The 20,434-nt window shown below is 52.3% G+C and carries 5 protein-coding genes; all 5 read right to left on the bottom strand.

What is annotated here, in order from left to right:
* Positions 1-18: 18 nt before the first annotated feature.
* On the bottom strand, positions 19-15,060 hold the full coding sequence (locus C9991_RS00220) for a hypothetical protein (RefSeq protein WP_157949312.1): 15,042 nt from the start codon (positions 15,058-15,060) through the stop codon (positions 19-21).
* Between the two features lie 46 nt (positions 15,061-15,106).
* The gene (locus tag C9991_RS00215; RefSeq protein WP_106810650.1) at positions 15,107-16,213 is read right to left on the bottom strand and encodes a hypothetical protein; all 1,107 of its coding nucleotides are present in this window, start codon (positions 16,211-16,213) and stop codon (positions 15,107-15,109) included.
* Positions 16,214-16,235: 22 nt separating this feature from the next.
* Positions 16,236-17,375 carry a fimbrillin family protein gene (locus C9991_RS00210; RefSeq protein ID WP_157949311.1) on the bottom strand — a complete coding sequence of 380 codons (1,140 nt, stop codon included), beginning with the start codon at positions 17,373-17,375 and terminating at the stop codon, positions 16,236-16,238.
* A 159-nt stretch (positions 17,376-17,534) separates the two neighbouring features.
* Positions 17,535-19,184: a hypothetical protein gene (locus C9991_RS00205; protein WP_106810648.1), complete on the bottom strand. Its 1,650-nt coding sequence runs from the start codon at positions 19,182-19,184 to the stop codon at positions 17,535-17,537.
* A gap of 55 nt (positions 19,185-19,239) precedes the next feature.
* Entirely contained in the window at positions 19,240-20,433 is a 1,194-nt protein-coding gene (locus C9991_RS00200) for a DUF5119 domain-containing protein (RefSeq protein WP_106810647.1), read from the bottom strand.
* Position 20,434 lies beyond the last annotated feature (1 nt).

Here is a 20,434-nt window from a genome sequence, read left to right as displayed (position 1 = left end):
GTAATATGTATGAGATGTTTATTTTACTATAAGCTTTGTTTTGCCGAAGATGTAGAGTCCGGGCTGGAAGCCGCTGTACGTAGCGACGCCCGGCTGTACGTCAAGTATGCGATAGAGTTGTCCCACCGCCGTCACCACGTACAGCCTTGTGCTTACCGTACTCTCCACGCGTACACGCTGTGCGCCGATGGAACGTACGATGATGCCGTCGTTCTGAGCGTTGTCTTCGTCGTCCATGGTGTCCGGACTGATGGCTCCACCCTTCAGTTCCGATATGTTTATCAGTTGGCTGTAGGCTGGACTTGGCATAGCCCCAGCTGCTGTTGCCGACATATATGTGCGGAACGGCATAACTGTAGACAAGGCAGAAGCGTCGTCAAACGCAGTGCCGCCCTTGTTGATGCCGTACACCTTGCCCTGGCTTACATCCATGGCGGCGAATGTTCCGTTGTGCGCATAGCCGTCCTTGACGGCGGTCTGCATGGTCTTGGTTACCGGAACGCTTACTGTGCCGTACGAGGTGTTGCCGCCCTGGGTCTTGCCGTAAGCGTTGAAGGCTATGGTCTGAGCATCCTCCATCTCGCCCAACAGCTTGTTGTAGAACGCGCTTGAGAGGTCGAACTCGTAATAGCGTTCGCCGGGGAAGCGCACAATGTAAGGCTTCTCGGCTGCAAGGCGCGGATATTCAGGATATTCGTGCTCCTCGGCATAGTATGGGTTAGCGTCCTTATTGTAGAGCCAGCCACTGTAGTTGTCGATGAAGAACCTATTGTTGAACTTATAGTTCACGCCGTTTGCGACATCGTTGTCCGGTCGCTGGAACACAGCCGCCGGCACACCGTTCTCCTTTCCTACCGACGTAAGGCTGCGCAGCCAGTACTCGTGATGCAGTGTGTGGATGTTCTGCTTTGGGTCTGCCGTTTCCTCGGCTGAAGGCGAACCATAGAAGTGGGTTATCTCACCGTTAAGCGAAGCCTCCACTTTGTCTGCCGTAAACGGCAGGCAGATGCCTTCCCACGCTCCGTAATAGTCCTCTGCGTATGCCATCGGCTTGCGCACATACCAAGCACGGTCGGTTACGTTGAAGGCTATTGGCACACAGAGGTCGTTGTTAAGACACTGCTCTCCCTCGCTGTTCGTATTGTCGGAGGTGCGTTCGACGAGGTGGAGGAGCGACGTAGCGTAGCTGTCGTCCGCAGTCTTAACCACGTGATGGCCCTTTATCAGTGCCTCTCTCTTGGTGGCGTCATAACCGAGCGTGTTCTCCACAACGTCGTAAGCCTCATTGTCGGCTGTCGTGTTGTCGGCTGCCGTGTATACGAGGAGGTTCTGCGTAATGCCGGCATCATCCTTTACACGGAAGTCGCTGAAGGCAGTGGCGTTGTCGTTCACCGGCGGATAGAAGATGCCGCGCTCTGTCATGCCCGTTGCTGCGACAAGGTCGTCCTTGCAAGTGAAGTCGATAGCCGTTGTCTTAGGATCAAGCACGTACGTATACCAGGTGCTGGAGCCTTGGCTGTAGGCATTGTAGTGGAAGGCGTCCATCGCCGTACTGCCATAATAAGCCGCCGTGCGATACACGCGGTTGCTCATAAACGATAGCTGGTGAGAGGCTATCTCGTTAGGCATATCATCCGGTTTCGACTGCAGCGACTGTCCCCAGAAGAGGTAGTCGTTCATCAGTTCGGCTCCTTTCTTGTTGTCGTTAAAGAGCGGCACGTAGTGTGTAGCTCCGTCCTCAGTAACTAAGCGGGGAGCGTCCACGGGGTGCGTCTTGTCGTGACGTGTCTCCACCTGCTCATAGTTGGGTATGTCGCTCAGCTTGCCTATGCGCAGATAGGTAATGCCTGTGTTCTTGCCCGTTATGGCATCAGTACGGCAAGCATACTGATAATCGCCGTTGGCATAATAGTCGGCCACGTATTTCAGAACGTCCTTGTCGGCATTGTTGCGAGCAAGCAGATAATACTCGTTGAGGTCGTACGCCACTCTGCCGAGACGGAAGTCGTCGTGCGTATATCCCTTGTAGGCGCTGCCGTCCCAACGATACACCACAGGTGTTGAGCCGCTGCCGCTTGGAGCATACTCGAAGCAGCAATGATAGTTGGGCTTACTGCCCTCGCCAGTCGTGCCGGACAGTAGTCCAGAGGAAAGACCGAGGTTGTAGATGTTGCCCGTCACCTTACCGAAGAGAGCATTGTTATAGCCCACTGCGTTGATGATGTGTCCGTTGCCATGCAGGGTTCCGGCAAACTCGGATATGTAAGCACCGTTCTTTGGCGTGGCTGCCAAGTCGAGATTGTCTTGCAGCACAAACTGGGCATTGGCACCATAGCGTGGTGCTGTGCCACCATTGCCAATGGAGTCGACAAAGGCGGCGAACGCCGTAAGGTCGCTTTGGTCGGCTATGTAGATGCGAGGCTCGGCGAAGGTGGAGCCTTCGTCCTTAGCACGCTTTATGGCTTCGGCAAGGTGGAGGTTGATGCCAGCCTTGTGAGGATCCATGCGGTGATAGTTGTGTACGGTCAGGCGGTCGCCCTCCTGCATATTTATCTGCATGATGTCGTTCACGCCCGTAATGGCAACGCCGAGCTGTATGCCGTATCCGTTCATATAGTAGTATGCCGGTATGTCGAGATAGTCGTCCGTCTTGTCGTAATGACATCCCGTAAACAGGCCGCTGCCCTTCTCGTCAGCCTGGTTGAAGGTGTCGTATCCCTTAGCCACGGCGTCCTTGATGTTCTCCTTTGTCCACGGAGTGGTATCGGCGAAGTGCCAAGTTCCGTCCTCCGCCTTGACACGCTTGCCGATGCGCCAGTAGTAGCCGCTTACAGCAAACGACTGGTCGGCATTGACCACGAGGTCGTCCTTGGTTACGCGTATCATCTCGCCCGGCAGCACACAGTTGCCTACGTTGATGTGTCCGCTTACCGTCGGGCCTTGTACATACTCGATGGTGAGATAGATGGTGTAGGTATATTCGCGCGGAACGTAGTACGCAGTAGGATTGTTCTTGTCTATGGTGATGTCAGAGATGTTGCTCACCTTCTCGTACTTCTTGCTGTTGATGTCGTACTGGAAGAGGCTGTCAATCTTGACAAACTCCTCCGTCTGTGGCTGATAGTAGGTTTTGTCAGCGTCCAGCTTGCCCGATGTCACCTCCTCGTAACCGTCTGCTGTCTTCTTATACAGCTTGCCCGTGTTGGCATAGATGGGCTTGTTGTTGGTGTCGCTGACATACTCTTCGTAGGCAGGAGCCTTTATCACGAGCGTAGCCAAGCTCTTCTTTGAGAGGTGCTTGTCGAAGTAGTCAGGCTCCACGTAGTTGGTGTTATCCACCATGTCCACTAATTTGAACGCTATCTTGGCATCCTCCTTCAGACCTGCAGGGAGCGTATTGTTGAAGAGCGTGGTCTCGTTCTTTCCCTTTTCCCTCATCGAGAGCTGTGCGGCAAAACCTTTCGTCTCCTTGTCCTTGTCATCTTCCGTGCGAGCGCCGGTGAATGAGTTGGTGGCAGCACCGCCCACATAGAGGCGATAGCCGTCCGTCACCTTGTCCGAGTAATACTTTCTGTCCGTCTCGTCGGTCTCCTTGCCCGTAAGATAGTTTCTGTATTCGAGGTCGCTTGAGTAGGCATCCTTGTCCGCCGGGTGTCCGCTGCGCATCTTCCATGTCTGGATGCGCACCTTCTGTCCGCTCTTCAGACCCGAGAGCACCGTCAGACCGTCCTTGTTGTCGCTGTCGAACTCGAGCGGATGGTCCTTCGACGACTGGTAAGTATAGCCCGTTATGTTCACATTATAATAATAGTGGAAACCCGTGACATACCAGTAGTGCACCTTGACGTCCTCCACATTCTTAGCAGAATAATATCCCGTCGGGAAACAGTCGTCCACGATGTAGCGTCCCTCATGATAGGGGAAGACGAAGTTGCCCGTGGTTTCGAGGAAGTCCTCCTTGTGCGAATCGCCCTCATGACGCTTGTGATTGTTGTCGGCATACACGTAGCCGCCACCCTCATCCTGACGAACGTTTATCAGATTCATCTCCACCACGCCGACAATCGGACCGTAATGTTCTTTCTCCACCACCTTCTTATAGTCCTCGTCGTAAGTGTCCTGGCAGAGCTGAATCTTCATGGCGTAGCCCGAGGCGATGCCAATCATGTTCTTCGCCGTACCGTCGTTGCGCTTCTGGAATTGGCCCAACGGGTCGTTAGCGTCCTGCTTGTCCTTATTCTGTTGATATTCGTCGATGTATTTCTGCTTCACGTCCTGATAAGACATTCCTGCGAACGCCTTGTCCTCCTCGTTCGTGGCAGAGGCAAGCTCTCCCTTGCGGTTGTGCCACTTCTCCTTATCGAAGCTGACGTTGGACGTAACGGCACCCACATAATGGATGTTGTTGGAGAATCCCATGTAGTTGCGTGCCTTGGGGCTGTACTTGAACGTCTCGTCGTTGTCAGCCTTAGCCTTTGCCTCCAAGTTGCCGTTGCTGTCCAGACGGATGTTGTCAGCCACCATCTTTATCTCGCCCACACGAGAGATGGAGTAGGGCGTCTTGTTTATCTCGTTGACGGTATAGTCGCGTGCGCCGAGCAGCGAGAAGCAGTTGTCCTCCAGGCGTATGATGTCCAGACGCTGGAACGTATTCAGAATCTTCGGATTGTCGATGGTGTGTTCGGCAAAGCCATATCCCGTCACGTCAGCGCTACGGAATCCCTGCGCATACGAGAGGTGGCCGTCGCCGAAGATGCCGCCCTCGCTGTCATACTCGTAGAAGACGTTCTCACGGATGCCGTTAAGTCCGGCGGGAGGCGTACTGCCACCTTTATAGAAATACTTGTCCTGCAACGATATGTAGCGATACGTATATACGTCGTTAGCCACTGCCTCGTCGTTGTCGTAATGCTTATAGTAATAGCCGTAGAGGTCTGTGCCCTCAGGCAATGTCACCGCCTTCATCTCCTGACGTGAGATGGTGATGTGCTCGTGGTTCTTATTGTCGCCGATGAGGATGAGCGTGTTGCCGCCGAAGCCAGCAGTAGTGCCATTAGGCAGGTGCTTCAGTTCCTCCAGCTCGTCTTCGGAAGTGAAGGATTTGTCAGCGTTATACACGTCCGTGAACTTCAGCACCGTGGTGTTGTTGGCAAGGACAGACGATCCCTGGGCGATGGAATATCCACCGCCATACACAGCTTCGTCAATGTTGATATGCACGTTGTCCCATCCCACAGACGGTTCTTCGGGAGTGACCTTCGTGAAGTAACGTTCCTTGTCAGCCTCGGTTATCGTGTCGCGCTTGCCGTTGTCGATGGCTACAATGTCCTCGTAAGTGCCCTGCGACACCAGTTCGTCCGTAAGCAGCCAGATGTTCTGCTTGATGGTGGGCGATGTCTCCGTGCCGTTGTTGTTCTCCAGATGCAGATTCTTCTGGTCTGTGCGGTTGAGCACGTATCTGCCGCTGACATTGTTGTTTGAGTTGACATGATAGTAGGTAGGATAACCCACCTTCACCTGAGTGGAACCGAACACGTAGCCCGAATACGATCCTCCCGTAACGGCACGGAAGACATGGCCGTTGAGGATGTCCACGTTGGTCACGCCGATGACATTACCCTGCTGACCGCCGCCGTATACGAAGTTGGCTGAAACGCCGCACGGCAGGAACTTGCCGCCGTTCATCTTTGGGTCAGAGCACTTAACGTCATCGCCGAAGCTTATCTCGGTGTTGCCGTATACGTAGCTCTCCATACCATAGCCGGCGCCATACACGTTAAGGGCAGAATACTCCGCGTCCTTTGTGAGCAGACTGTTTGACTTCTCAAGCTTCGCCTTATCCTTGCCTTCCAACATGTCGCTCTGCATGTTGATGGTTACGTCGCCCTTGATGGTGCCACTCTTGAAGCAACCGCCATACACGTTGCCGCCCACGTAAGCCCCGTTTTTCTCCTTAGGCTGGAAGCGGTTGCGTATGTTGAGGTTGATGAAAGGGTAGATGGAGTGGGCTATGCCGAGCAGATAGCCGCCCTCATGGAACGCCTTGCCCTTATAGTCGTAGTTGGCATTGTTGCATCCGCCCACTATCTTCTCCGTGATGGTGAGCCCTTCTGGGAAGGTATAGTCTACCACATTGCCTATCTTTCTGTCGTTGTCGGCTGCTGTCAAAGGCATAACGTTCATGTTGCCACGGTTTCCGCCGCAGCAGAATGTGCCTATAATGCAGTCCTCAAGTCCCTTGCCGTCCACGCTTCCGTTCCATGTCAGGCTGCCCTGGATATCGGTCTCCACAGGCTGGAAGTAGAGGTCGATGAGGTGCGGATATACAAGAGGGCGCTTGCTGGTCTCCGTAGGCAGATATACGGTGCTTATGTCCATGTTGGCAGGGTCGTTGTTCCAGTCGATGGAGTCGGCAAGGTTCAGCTCCTTAGAGTGGTCGTCCACGTCGCCGTTAAGCTTCTGGAACATGTTCATGAAGTCGTTGTCCTCCGACGTGACAAACATATCGTCGCCGTTGCAACCCATAAACACGCCACCGATGCGTACATGACTGCCTATGTTGACGCTCACGTCGCCAACCATCTCGTCCGAAACCTCTGTGCTGTCTTCCTCGTCGGGTGCCAATACCTTCTGCACGGTAGCCGAATTGCCACCGCCATACACGTTGCCGTCAATGCAGATGGTGTCCTTGGCGGATGTACCGTTGATGTGGATGCTAACCTTATTGGTAAGCGGACGCCACGAGTTGATGTTCACTATCTTAACCGCATCGGTCGCTGCTCTGAGCGAAGGCATGGTGCTTCGTATCGGCACAGTATATACAAGGGGTACGGTTTCCGACTTAGGGTCGTCCGGATTGAGCGGATAATATTCGTTCACGGTTACCTTATGGTTGCCGTTGCGGTCGTTGGCGTACAGGTAGTTGCCGTTGCCGGCACCGTAAACGTCGCCATAGATGTGGCCTCCGTAGATGCTGATGCTGGTGCCGCTGCCGCCGTTGTCCTTGAAGTAGCCGTCCTTGTTGAGGCCTATATTGACATATCCCGACACGTCGTTGCCGCCGTATATGTTGCCATGGATGTAGATGTCCGAATTGTTTAACGTCGACGTGGCGTCGGGCGTGTTGGTGCCTATGCGCACCGTGGTGCTCTTAAGCACGTCGCCCATTAAGCCGCCACCGAAGATATCATGGCAGTCCACAGCCTTTATCTCCACGTCTGTAGAACGTACCGAGCTGTACGAGCCACCGCCGAATATACGACGGCAGAACACGCCGCCGGAACCAATGATGTGGGTGTCGCCAATGACCTTGCCCGAATAGCCGCCACCCACGATGTCCATAACCGAATAGCCGCTAAGGAAGTGCTTGTATTCTTCACCCTCTAAGACGTCGATGCCGCTGTGGTTGTTTCCGCGACTCCCCATATCCACGTTCACGTAAGTATCGCCTACGACGATGGCGCTGTCGCCATAGCCGCCGCCGAAGACGCAGAAGTGGGGCGATCCCACCTTCTCGTAAATCTCTCTCCACTCGTTGCTCTCAAAGAAGTTTTTGCCCGTGTCTCTTCCAGACACCATTTCGGTGTAATTATGGAGCAATCCTTTTGTCATGGTGAGGTACGTGTTGCCGCCCACCTTGCATGCCACGTTGCCGCCGGCATAGATGTTATGGTTTATCTTGAACTTCAGCTTCTCGTGGTCGTACTGTGGAGAGTAGGTCACACCGTCAATGATGCTGGCTGGCTCCCAAGAGCGAGTGCGTGGTCGCCAGTACGAATGTATAAGGGCTTCGCCACCGAGAATGAACACGTTGGTGTTGCCGGTGACGTCGGCTGATGTGGTGGTTAGAACGCTCTTGCCCTCCACTTCGGCGGTGTCGGTGCTGCCTAAGCCGCCTCCATAGATGCCATGTCCGATGGAACCGTAGTAGAGTGTCATTAGAGTGTTGCCATAGACGGTGCCGTTCTGACAGCCTCCATAAATGCGCTCCATAAAAAAGGAATAGACATCCATGTTGTTGTCGTCCTCAGGATGAGCCATGTTGGCATCGTCCGAGGGCGAGAGATATTGCTTCTTCGTGTCGTCCCAGTAGGGATAGTGCATTGCTGGGCGGTCGATGATGAGGCAGGTGTTGCCGTAGATGCCGCCAAGACTCTTGTAGTTGGCACACTTCGAGACGGAACGTCCCTTGCCTCCCGCGAACACGCCGTCCATTACTGAGCCGCCACGGATGTTGAGAAGGGTGGTGCGGTTAGACGGGTTGGCATAGGTGTCGCGTGAGAATGTGGCAGCATCTGCCTTCGCCGAGCCTACGTTAGCCACGTCGCCACCGCCATAAACGCTGCCTAACACCAATGTACGGTCAATGCGGCTCTTCGTGCCATTGTATGTGAACATCTTGCCGTAAAGATGCACCTCCGTCTTCTCCACGTGTGCCATATTGGGGAAGTCGACGTAAGCGCCGTTCTTAAATACCGACTCTATGCCGGCTCCGCCTCCATAGATGTTGCCTTCGAAGGTGCCAGCCTTGACGAAAACTGTAGACTTTCCATTAACAGTACCGAAGTCGTAGGTGCTGCCGTCGGTATAGTTGCCGTAAGGAAGGGCGCCCAATCCGGCTCCATATATGTCATGGGCAGTGAGCTGACAGTCGGTCTCGACGTAGGTGTCGCCGCTTACATAGCCGGCAAAACCGCCGCCGTTTATCTGAAGCAAGGTCAGTCCGCTTGCGCCTGTCATCCATGCCAGACGACTGGCATGGTAGCGGCGGAACGTATTAGGATCGCTGTCGCTGCCGTCATAGCTGCCGTAATAGAGCTTCTTGTCTTCCTTCGACACTTTCTGGAAGTCCTCAAGCATGGAATACTCTAAATTCAGATATGTCTGAAAGTCCTTGTTCTGATTGAGATAACGATACTTGATGCCGTCAATGGTAAGAACGCCACTGTCGTCTACCTTGGTTCCAGGCTGTGCATACACCTCCGTTTTGCCTACTTCTGTGTTGGCGCCATATCCTGCACCGAACACAGAGAACTGTGGACGTGAGGCATCCGCCCCGCATAAGTACCAGCACATGCCTTGAAGCGAGGTTATGTCGAACAAGCTTATGGTCTTTCCCTTCGAGTCCTTAATGTCCTCAAGTGGCGAATGATTGACGATGACCACAGCCTTGCCCGTGTTGGCATCGGCGTCGATGCCCGCCTTGCAGGCACGGTTTCCGCCGCCGAAGATGTTATGGTTGTTGATGAAGGAGCGTCTGTCCAAATCGAAGAAGAGGCTCGTGTTCTTGTCGTTCCTTATTCGGCTTATCACCTCCTTGGTGGCAGTATCGGTTATACTGTCGAGCGATGCGGCTGCAACCATTGTAAAGACGAGATGCGAAAACTCTTCCTTATTGCTGCATACGCGTTTGCTGTCAGCGTCTGCCGAGGTCCATGTGGTTATGTTGCCGTGGATGTCGGCTTTGCGGTTCCATATCCACGAGCCTCCGTCCATCTGCACCTTAGTGTTGCCAAGGATGTTGGCATAGGTGCCATTGCCGTCTGTGTCCTTGCGTCCGAGCACCTCGTCTGTTGCGTCCTGCTCGTTGTCGATGCGCACGTCGCCGTATCCGCCACCGTATACGCTGTTGCCGAGCAGACCGCCCTCGACGTGTACGAGCGTGTTGCCGTCAACCGTGCCGTAGGCACAGCCGCCGTAGATGTTGCTCCATACGTAGGGCACGATGTTGTCCTTGTCTGTATAGTTGCCTGGCTTGCTGTCGGTGATGTGTACAAGGGTGTTGCCGTTGACGCGTCCTACGTTTTCATAATGGTCAGCCTCTGCCTTCGTCAGACCCTTGCCACCGCCATACACATTGCCGAATACGGAGCCGCCGGAGATGTTGACGAACGAGCGGTAACCCACAGCCTTATAGCTGACGAATGTGCCGTCGGTCTGATTGAGCGTTGTTATGCTGCGAAGCGAGTCGGTAGAGTAATATGTGGCAGGCTTGGTTGAGACGTATTCGCCCACGTTGGCGTTGTCGCCACCGCCATACACATTGCCGTAAATAATGGCATCGTTAGAGATGTCAACCTTGGTGGTGCCTACAACGCGAGCCACATTGACGAAGTGTACGGATGAGGCTGATGCCGGCTTAAGACCTGCACCACCGCCAAACACGTCGCCGTGTGTGCGTGCGCCGCGTACATATACCTCCGTGTTGCCGCCAATCTGTCCTGTGGTGTTGTCCTCTGTGGATGTAGGGTCGCCGAAGCCACCGCCAAACACACGGTGTACGAAGGTGTTGCCGTCTACCGTAACCTTGGTGCTGTCTGCCACGGTGCCTGCATAACCGCCTCCAAGCACGCCCCAAACTGTGAAGTTAGGGATGCCCATTGAGCTGTCGAACACAGGCAATGTACCCTGATTCTTCTTATTGACGAGCTGCCTGTTGGTGTCCACATTAGTGTCGTACTTGCTGTAGTCGCCGTCCACGTTGACGGTAACGTCGGTGCTGCCCACCTTCGTCAGAGCACCGTAACCGCCGCCGAATACGCTGAAGTGGGGATTGTCATTGTCCGTATAAGCCTTCTTCCATTCGTCTGTCTTGAGCAGTTCGTATGGAGTAGTACCCTTCTGCACCAGTACGGTGGCGTGTCCGGTGCTCTCGGCAGGAATGTTGCTGGCATTGGTATAAGTGCCGACGTTGCAGGCAAGGTTGCCGCCGCCGTAGATGTTATGAGGATTGAGGAACTTGCCGTTGGCAAAGAACTCGTCCTTCTTGTATACAGCTCCCTCAATGGCAGGCTCGTCTGAGGAATCGTTGATGCCCGAATCCCACACGTAGAAGAGGTTATTCGTGGCATCCCACTTGCGGTTCCATATCACATTGATGGAGAACTCGTTATTCTTATTGTCTCCGCCCTCGCCGCTCATACCGCCTTCGTCCTGCGCCAACATAACGTTGGTGTTGCCGAGAACGTCGGCAGAGGTGATGGTGTTGCCGTTGATGTAGCCGTTGCCGCCGCCGAATATCTGACCTGCCATGTTGCCAGCGAAGACGCTTACGTTTGTGTTGGCGCTGACCTGAGCCAGATTGCCGCCACCGAAGATGTCGCCATATACGTATGGTGCCTGCTCTGCCGAGCCGGTGAGACTGAGGTTGGTATTGCCAATAACCAAGCCAACCGAGTCGGGATACTGCGTCATATTGTCGTCCGCAGCGAATGTCTGTTTGTCAGGACGACGACGACGACCGTTGCCACCTGCAAACACGGAGCCGCGGATGTCGGCATTGTTGCCGATAACGACGTTGGTGGCATCACCGCGGTTCTCCACCACAGCCATGTCGCCGCCACCGTATACGTTGTCAAAGAAGACGCCGCCCTGGATGTTCACGCTCGCCTTGCCATAGACACGAGCCATACGCGAGAGGGTCTCCACGTTGTTAGAGCTAAGCTGCTTGGCATCTGCTACACCATAGCCGCCACCGAAGACGGGACAGTGGAAGATGCCGCCATTAATGTTAAGCTGCACGTTGCCGTAGGTCTTGCCTAATTCCTTATAGTTGCTGCTGTAGCCACCGTACGCGTTAGTGGAGAAGAAGTAGTTGGTGCCGCGTCCTCCTGCGAACACTCCCTTTTGGCAATAGAACTCACCGCCATTGATGGTAAGCGATGTTACGACGTTAGAAGTCTCACCATTGCCATACACGTTGCCGCCGTACTGGCTCGGTGTGGCTGTACTCTTGGTCCACAGACTCTTGCTCATAAAGCCGCTGCCGCCGCCGTAGATGCCGTCAATGGGAGCTGAAGCGTAACCAAACTCGCCGCCATTGATTACAATAACGGAACGGGTGTCCTTCGGACTGATTTCTTTGAAGTCCTGAGTGTCAGCGTTGTAGCAGTGGTATGTCACCAGACGGTCCTTGGCTGTGCTGTAAGGTCCGTAGAGCATCACGTCCTTAGAGTCGTTCCAGTAAGGTATGCGGTCGTCTGGCGTGTGGGTGTCGGCAGTGTCGTCGCCATATCCGATGCCGTTCATACCGCCCGCTCCGGCTCCGAAGATGCCGCATAGGATGTTGTCCTTCTTGTCGTTTTTCTCAGGCAGAACCCGGAAGGTGCCGCCGTTGATGGTTACGGTGCTGATGCCATAGAAGGGATTGTTGACTACAACGTCGCCCGTATGTCCACGACCTGTACTGCCACCATAAAGCTCGGTTACGATGACACGCTTGTCTAAGTATTCGTCCTTGTTGTTGACAGACGATGCCGGGTCGAGCGTGATGTTGGCTCTACCCATAAACGTATTGCAGGGCACGTTGTACGTATAGTCCCCGTATGGCAGCGTCAGCTCGGTCTGGGCACCCAATGTTCCGTTGACAACACGAGCCACATAGCCGCTTCTGATGATGATGTTGACATCGGCATACATGGCGCCCTCGTGGTTGCCGGCAAGTATAACGCCTGCATCATAGTCGTTGGCGCTCGGCTTTATGGTGCCGTCGTTCATCTTCACCTCACGTTCTTTGTTGTGGAGGTCGTTCCAAGTACGGTCGATGTCGATGTCGATGGTACACTTTATGGGCTGTTGGGGGGTACCCATGATGCCGTTCTGCTTGGGTGGTGCGCCGTCTAATTCTGGTTTTGCCGTCTGACGACCGCCGGCACTGATACACGAATAGAAGCCCGACTTGACGATGATGCTGAATCCCTCCTTGCCATGAGGCATGGCCTTGTTGTAGGCTGCGATGCTGTCCGGATTGTTGAGCGGATAGAAGCGACCGTCGTTGTTGATGCCGCCGAAGATGTGCAGGGCGTTGGTTACGGCGCCGTCGATGGTGCCGTAGTCGGGTGAGTTGACATCAAAGCCTGTCATCTTGATGCCCTTATCCATGATGATGTTGTTGTACTGGCAGAAGATGATGTTATAGGATTCTATACTGTTCTTGTTGAATGTAAGATTCTCGAAGCGTGTGTCTCCCCATATAGGCAGACCTCTCGACGAACCCTTTATCTCTATGCAGCCGTTATAGTCCTTATCCCATTCGCCTGTAATGGTGGTGTTGCGGAAGAGCTGTGGATTGTTGCTTTTAGCTCCTGCCCAATCGTTGTAGGTAAGAAGGTTCTCGCCCTGATAGTTGGGGGTGAGGCAGAATCCGACATAGGTGACGTCCGGCGAACTGGTGCCCATAAGCACAATGGTGTTCTCGTCCCACGAGCCTTTGGCTGACAGCTTGCTGTAGGCTCCCTTCCATGTAAGCATAGGCTTGTCGGGAGTGTAGCCCCATGAGTCGTCCGTAAGATTGTCTGTTCCTTTGGCGTATGTCTTGCCGTCAGACGTGGTTACACCGGCGGGGCAGAGATAAACCACCACCGATACGCTCACCGTCTTTTCAAGCAATACAGATGAGCCGCTCTTGACCGTAACCTTACAGTAATACTTTCGTCCTTTGGAACTGTCAGTAGGGCGCGTTACGATGTTCTGCGAAGTAGGGATAGAGCTTAGTCTCTCCGTACCGTTGTACCATTCGTAGGTTATGTCGAGACCGAGCTCGTCGTTGGTAAGCCCGTCCTCCGAGTCGTTGGAGACGTTGACAGTGAACTCGCGCTTGCTTGTCGTAAGACTTGCCGTAAGCGTGATGGGGTTTACGATGACAGTATTAGTGGTGGAGTTGCCGTCGGTGGCATACACAGACTGTACGTATGTCTGACGTTGTAGGGTGAAGGGATTGAGCTTGTCGGTATTAACCTTAACCGGATTGGCATTGCCGTGCGAGACATACCAGTCGTAAACGTCAGTCATGGCATTGCCCTCCTCGTCTACAACGGTGAGCACGTCCTCTTTGCCACGCTTCATCTTCAGAGCTATGGAGCTGAAAGCGAAGCTGTTGGATGTGGCGGAGAAAGCCCATGTCTTGCGGTCGAGCTTCTTGTCGTTGATGTAAGCGTTGGCTATTTCGGTAAAGGTCTTGCCGAATGTCTTGCCCGTTGTGGGGTCGGTGTCGGTGGGTTCGTGCTCCGTTCCGTCGCTGTAGTTGGTAGAACCTGATACAGCATTGGCATGAGAGTAATATAATGTAGCCTTATTGGATGCTGGAAAAATCTTCTGGTACGAGCTGCCATAGAAGGCAATGACGCTTCCCTTACTATTGCTGCCGTTTGTTATGATGCCCGGACCATGCACATAGATGTTGGTGGGGAGAATGGTGTAAGAGTTTGACGAGAAGCTGGTGGCACAACCAATACCGCCAGATATGGTTACCGCGTTCTTGCATTTGGCGTTCTTGTGCATATTCATGCTTACGTCGGCAGAGATGTTGAAGATGCGGTGATAACCGCCGTTGATGTAGCCCACGATACCGCCTATACGGTATACGCCGTTAGCGTCATACGCTTCCTCGTTGTCCGTAACCTTTGAGTTGCGTATGATGATGTTGCTTATCTCGGCGTTCTTGGTAAGGTCGGCGGCTACGACGCCAAGCTTTATGGTACCGCTGCCCACGGGGCGATAACCCTTTGTCTTCTCCACGCAGGCTTTCTCGATTACCAGGTTGGTGACGCAGGCGAAGCCAGCTTCGTTGGCAGCTGATCCTGCCAGACGTGAGAAGAGACCCCATGAAGCCTCCTGACCGTCTGCATTGGTCCAGCAGATGTGCATGTTGCTTATCTTATGGCCGTCACCGTCAAACTTACCGGCAAAGAAATTAGGTGTCTTTGGATTCCATGAGCCAATAGGAGTCCACAACGCCTTGCCAAGGTCGATGTCCTTGGTAAGCTTGAAGTATTTGCCTGAGAACGACTTGCCGTTGTTTACATCGTGTGCAAGCTTTGCCAGCTGCATGTCGTTGCTTATAAGGAACGGCTTGTTCTTAGAGCCGTCGCCTTGAGTGCCGTCTGTATAAGGCTCGTAGCTGTCGGCATAGTAGGGTGTGCCGTCATACACGTTGCCATACACTTTAGGTTCGGTGTCGACAGTGGAGTCCTGCTGCGCCAACACCATTTGGGTGCCGACAAGCAGGAGGGTAAGTAGAAAGAATAGTTTACGATATATGCAATTTGATAAATGTAAGTTCATTTTCAAGTACTTATATTGAAGTTTTAACTGTTTTCTATGTTCTAAATCAGTCTATCAGCAGATGTCCAGTATAGGCATCCTGGTCTGCCATTACATACAGATAGCGTGGCTGTATGAGGATGCGTATGGGGTTGAGCATAGCTGTCTTGCCCGTTGTCAGGTTGCCGAAGTTGTCTTTGTTAAGGGTTATCTTGGATGTTACGTCCTTTCGTGTCACCACCGTAGAGCCGTCCTCGGCTATCATCTCCACGTCGTATGTCACCTTTATTTCGGGAGTGAAGGCGTTGTCGGGTATGGTGTAGAAGTTGGCGCCCCATTGTGTATAGCCTGTGGAGTTTACGATGGCACTCTGTGTGGCATCGTCGTACACCTTGCTGTCGTCGTAGCTCTTGTAAGGGATGGGCGTATCGACGAACGTCGCACGATTTACGTCATTCCATTTTATGGCTGAGGCAGTCCAGCTTTTGGTGCCGTTGTTCCATGTGTAAGAGCGTGCGATGGTACACGATGTGGCGAGATAGCCCGAGAGCGAGACGCTATGTATGCGGAAATGTCGTATGGCGTTCATCTTAGCATCGAGTCGGAAGGACAGGTTGTAGCCTGTAAGGGTCTGGTCGAACTTCAAGTCGACCAAGCGGTCTACATTCTCCACATCTATTCCTGCCTTGTTGATGGGTAGAGCGCAGATAATGGGCGCTGCCTTAGTGTCGAATATTACGGGCGCCGTTGCGTTCTCCATAGAGAATGGAAAGGCTATTGTGCAGGTGCCGTCGAGGGTCTTTGTCAGCGTAGCTGCGGCAGAATAAGGCATGTATGCAAAGAAGCTGAACGAGGAAGCGTTGGGATAATCGGCCCATCGCTTAGGCGTCGCCGTAGGCCAGCTCTGCGTTGAGGCATTGTATGTGGCTGTCTCGTTGCGGAAGATGGGGTTGGCGGCGTCGTTGTCCTGATAGCCAAAGACACCCATCGTGGCAGGATGACGCTCAGGATTGTATGCTTCGTAGGGATTGGTGCGGGTGAGAATCTTCTGCGACTGTGCCGAGAAGGTGATGTAGCCGTAGCTGTCGGCATACTGAACGGGCATGTCGGAAGAACCGCAAGCACTGAGACTTGCGAGGTAGATAATAGCTGCTATGGAACTGAGATGCTTCATGCTTTTATTATATATATGTTTCTTACCAGTCGTGTGTGCCGTTGCCATCGTTCTGGATGTCGGCACCTGGGAGCCATTGCTCCACTTGCAGGTCGGCGAAGGTGATGTTGTCGCCAACGTCAGACAGTTTGAAGATGTATGTATATTGGCAGCCTGCCTTCCACTGCATGTACTGTGCGGGAACGGTGGCAGACACTTTCTTGCCGCTGATGTTGGCGGTTATGGTGTAAGCGCCCTGCTCGTAGGGTATGTTGGCAAGGGGCGGAACGTAGTACCACTTCTGATAGAGGGTGGGGTCTTTGAGGATGTGTACAGCGTCTGCAGCTTCCTCGTAGGGTATGGTGAGGATGATGTTGCCTGTGGCATCGGCTGCCGTTGGCTTCATTGTGATGACGGGCAGCTGGCTCGACGGTATGCCTGTGAGGGGATAGGTGGCTGTGATGATGCCACGTAGAGGGGTGTCTGCCTTGGATGCGTCGTCAAGAAAGCGGCTGTCGCCGAACTGTATGTTCCTCATTGTGACGCTCTTTGTGCCGTTGGGGTAGGTAAAGCGGAAGCGCACCTTGGCTATTATTGGGGCGAAGGTAAGCTTGACGCACGAGCCGTAAGCGGCTGATGTGGCGTCGGAAGATGGGGCGGCAAGCCATAGACGACTTGTGTATGGTGTCGATGTGGCGGTGGCAACATCGGAATAGTCAAATGGAAAGCTGAGGCTGACGTTGGGTTCAGCGGTTGATGGGGTGGTGACGGTGACGTCGGTACGGAATGGACTGTAGCCAAAGAAGCGATAGCTTGTGGCTGAATGGTCCCAGTATTTAATGGTTTGTGGAGTGGGGAGCGTAGGGTTCTCGATGCCCACGTATTCCCAGTCGGCTGTGTTGCCCGCGCTGCCCTGGGTGAAAACAACCTTATAGCCGTCCATCACGAGCTGTGACGACGACAAAGAGGTAACGTCTGATGTGGTTTTATATCCCCAGACGCGGAACGAGGAGAAGAGTGTTTCGAGGCCGGTGTTTGTGGCACGCGTTGTGGGTGCATCCTGCCATGTACCGTTGGCACCGCCGAATGCGATTCCCACGTTTGGCTTAGGCTCAGGTGTCTCTGGTTTATCCTGTTCTGAGGAGCAGGACAAAAGGCATAAAGCCGAGATAAAAAATGACAAGATGCAGAAGTTTTGCATGTTTTTTTCGTTGTGTTTTTAACATAGGAACCGGACGGGGAGAATTTCCCCGTCCGGTTGCCATCTTTTTGAACTTCAGCCCTTCTGCCCTTTAAAAGCATGTAGAGCTTATTTACGAAAGTTCAGTATATTTTTACTCTGTTATTTTGTCGCAGCTTTTACATATACCACCTTATAGGCGTATGCAGCAGGTGCTTCAGGTTCTGTTGTTGCTGCTGTAGTCAAGTACTGGATTGCATAGTAGCCTTCTGTTTCTGGTGTGAATGTAAACATGTTGTCTGTAACTTCACCTGTTACAGCTGTTGCACCTGTTGTACCCTTAACTTGTATTTCTGCTTCGTTGATAGCATCAGTGAACTTATAAACAGCTACGCTACCTACAGCTGTACCGCCTGCAGCCAGAGTCTGTACTTTACCGTTAGCATCTGTTACAGTAACCTTAATTGCCTTACCTGACTTATACTCAATACCATTATCAGTTACCGAACCATCCTGATAAGTAGTGATAGATGGAGTTGAAACTGTTGTCACAGTACCCTGCATAGCGTCTGTTGATGCTTTCACAACTGCATCGAATGTGATAGGGTAGAGACCCGCTTTGCTAGGATCATTGCCTGTATAGCCATTAGTGTTCTGTGAAATCTTGAAAAGGTATGTATAGCGAGTGTTTGCTTCCCATTTGCTGAATGCTGCAGGGATAGCAGCTGTTGCACCAGTAACCTTGATAGTCTCTCCTGAGCGATCATCTGAAGTCAGAGTATAGTCACACTTGATGAGGATTGGGGCAGCTGTAGTAGCAGAAGGTGTAGGGATTACAGTGAAGTAACCATTAGTTGACATATCATTGTCTTTACCATAGAGTGCTGCAACTGCGGCTGTTGATACAGTAGCCAATGCGTTATGAGGTTCGAACTTACCTGCATACCAGTTCTGGCTCTTTATAAGATCAGTTTCACTATATTCGTAGGTGTAAGAAGGAGTTTCATTTGTCCAATCATAAGTAATGGTTCCACTAATATTATTACCACCAACAAAGTAGTCTTTTTTACCAGAAGTAAGGATGATGTTATTGCCATCTTTTGCTTTACTACCACCTGCTTCATAGAAATTAATTTCCGTAATCGAGTATCCAGGAATTGTTTCGTAAAGACCTACACGAACCATAGCCTGCTGGCGCTTAAACGAGAATTGTACAGGCTTTTGGTAATCGGCTTTTTTTACGACTTTTGGATCCGCAATATATACAGGATTTGTTGTGATGGCTTGTCCTGCTTCGTTGGCATTAATATGACCAGCAAGACCTTTAATTGTGGCAGAATTAATCTTATTACCTGGTGTCAAAGTGTGGCTGAAACAAGTAATAGGTGAACCTGCAATAAAATAATATTCAGGAGCAGAGTAGTCCCAAAACTTAATGGTCTGATCCTTGGTTAATGTTATATTACCTGTACCGAGATTTGTAGCACCATTAGCTCCTACATACTCCCATCCATCTGTATTTGATGTTGTGGTGTTTTTATTTTCAACATACCAAACAGAGTATTCGTTGAATACACTCACTAATTGTGTGTCACCCATCTTCTTCACACCATAAATCCTGAACTGTCCATCAAGCATTTGGGCTGCATTTCCAGTGTTAGATGTGGCACGAGTTATCTTACCTGCATCACCACCGAAATTAATTGCAGATAATGCATTTTGTCCGTTTCCTGAGTTCTCGCCCAAGAAGTCGTCGCTTGAGCAGCTGGCGAGCGCCAATGCTGAAGCGGCATAAAGAAAATACTTGTTCATAATTATAAAAATCTTAGTTTGTATTATTTTTTTTACTTAAATATCGAATATATTGTTACATATCAAATTCCCATTGCTTCTCCTCGAAATCCTCCACTACGGCATCAAAGCCTGAACCACCTGATTGGTTAGGAATGGGAACTTTGTCCATGTCGAGCTCCACGGTTATGACGCCACCACGATAGAGTCGGCGTACCTGGTCGGTGACATCGAAGACAATTGTGGAGTCCTTGCCGTTATAGAACTGCATCTTCACGTCCACATAGTGTCGGTTGTTGAGGTCTGCCTCTGCCACCTTCTTCAACGACTCAAGGTAAGAACGGGTGTCGAGTTTGTAAGGATTGAGCTTTGGCATGCCGAAGGTCAGCACCTTGCCACCTATCACGTCCACCGTCTCTCCCTTCTTGTTGACGATGTCTCGCTTCATTCGCATATAGAAGTTTACGGTGATGGCATCCTGGCCCGTTACGCCCGTATTTACGTTTACGGAGCGAGCCATACCACTAAGGTTGGCGTTGCCGTCGATGGATGTAACCCTCCTTCCGTTGCGGTTGTTATGGTGCAGAATAACCTGCACTAAATATATATACGTAAGTGGCTGGAGCTGCGTTTCGAGCGTACGTACCCAGCAGTTGCGCTCCTCGTCGAAGGTGAATCCGTCCAGACTCTTGTTTATTTCGATGCCTCTTTCGTAACTGGAGAACAACTCCTCCGGCTGATAGAACGAGTGGGAGAAGTTGGGCGCATTGTACGAGGACGGGTTCATGGTCTGTCCGGTGTATGCCGTTACATATTCGTACGTGGATGTCTCGTCTATGCGCACACTCTGCACGCCGTCGGGGGTGTCGATATAGTTCCATGCAAGGATGTCCCAGAAGCCGAAGTCGTACTTGGCGTAGATAGAGTTGCCATTGACAGTGTGCTTGTAGGGCGACGTGTGCGTGCCGTACTGGGTGTTGCCGGTGAAATAGCGTCGCACCTCAAACGCTTTAGGTTCGGTATAGCCTATTGAGCCAAACATGGACTGGTCGGTTTCGTCCCAACCATATATCCATTCTGCCTGCCAGTCGTACTCGACGTCATACTTGAACAGATAGTTCCATACCACCTTTAGGTTGAGGTCGATGGCGGGAATAGGCATATCGACGTCGGCACCACCTTGATGAAGATGAAGCATCGGCTCGCGCTCGCAACTCGTCGTCATGAGACCTAGGATGACGAGGCATGCAGCTGTTATCTTATTAATCATC

This window comes from Prevotella merdae, from assembly GCF_900290275.1.
Lineage (GTDB): Bacteria > Bacteroidota > Bacteroidia > Bacteroidales > Bacteroidaceae > Prevotella > Prevotella merdae.
The sequence above is the reverse complement of the archived record's forward strand: the minus strand, read 5'-3'. Positions and strand labels throughout refer to the sequence as shown.

Excerpts from the sequence above, each read along its gene's own strand:
- C9991_RS00220 (WP_157949312.1), bottom strand. The coding sequence starts at position 15,060 with ATGAACTTACATTTATCAAATTGCATATATCGTAAACTATTCTTTCTA.
- C9991_RS00215 (WP_106810650.1), bottom strand. The coding sequence starts at position 16,213 with ATGAAGCATCTCAGTTCCATAGCAGCTATTATCTACCTCGCAAGTCTC.
- C9991_RS00205 (WP_106810648.1), bottom strand. The coding sequence starts at position 19,184 with ATGAACAAGTATTTTCTTTATGCCGCTTCAGCATTGGCGCTCGCCAGC.
- C9991_RS00200 (WP_106810647.1), bottom strand. The coding sequence starts at position 20,433 with ATGATTAATAAGATAACAGCTGCATGCCTCGTCATCCTAGGTCTCATG.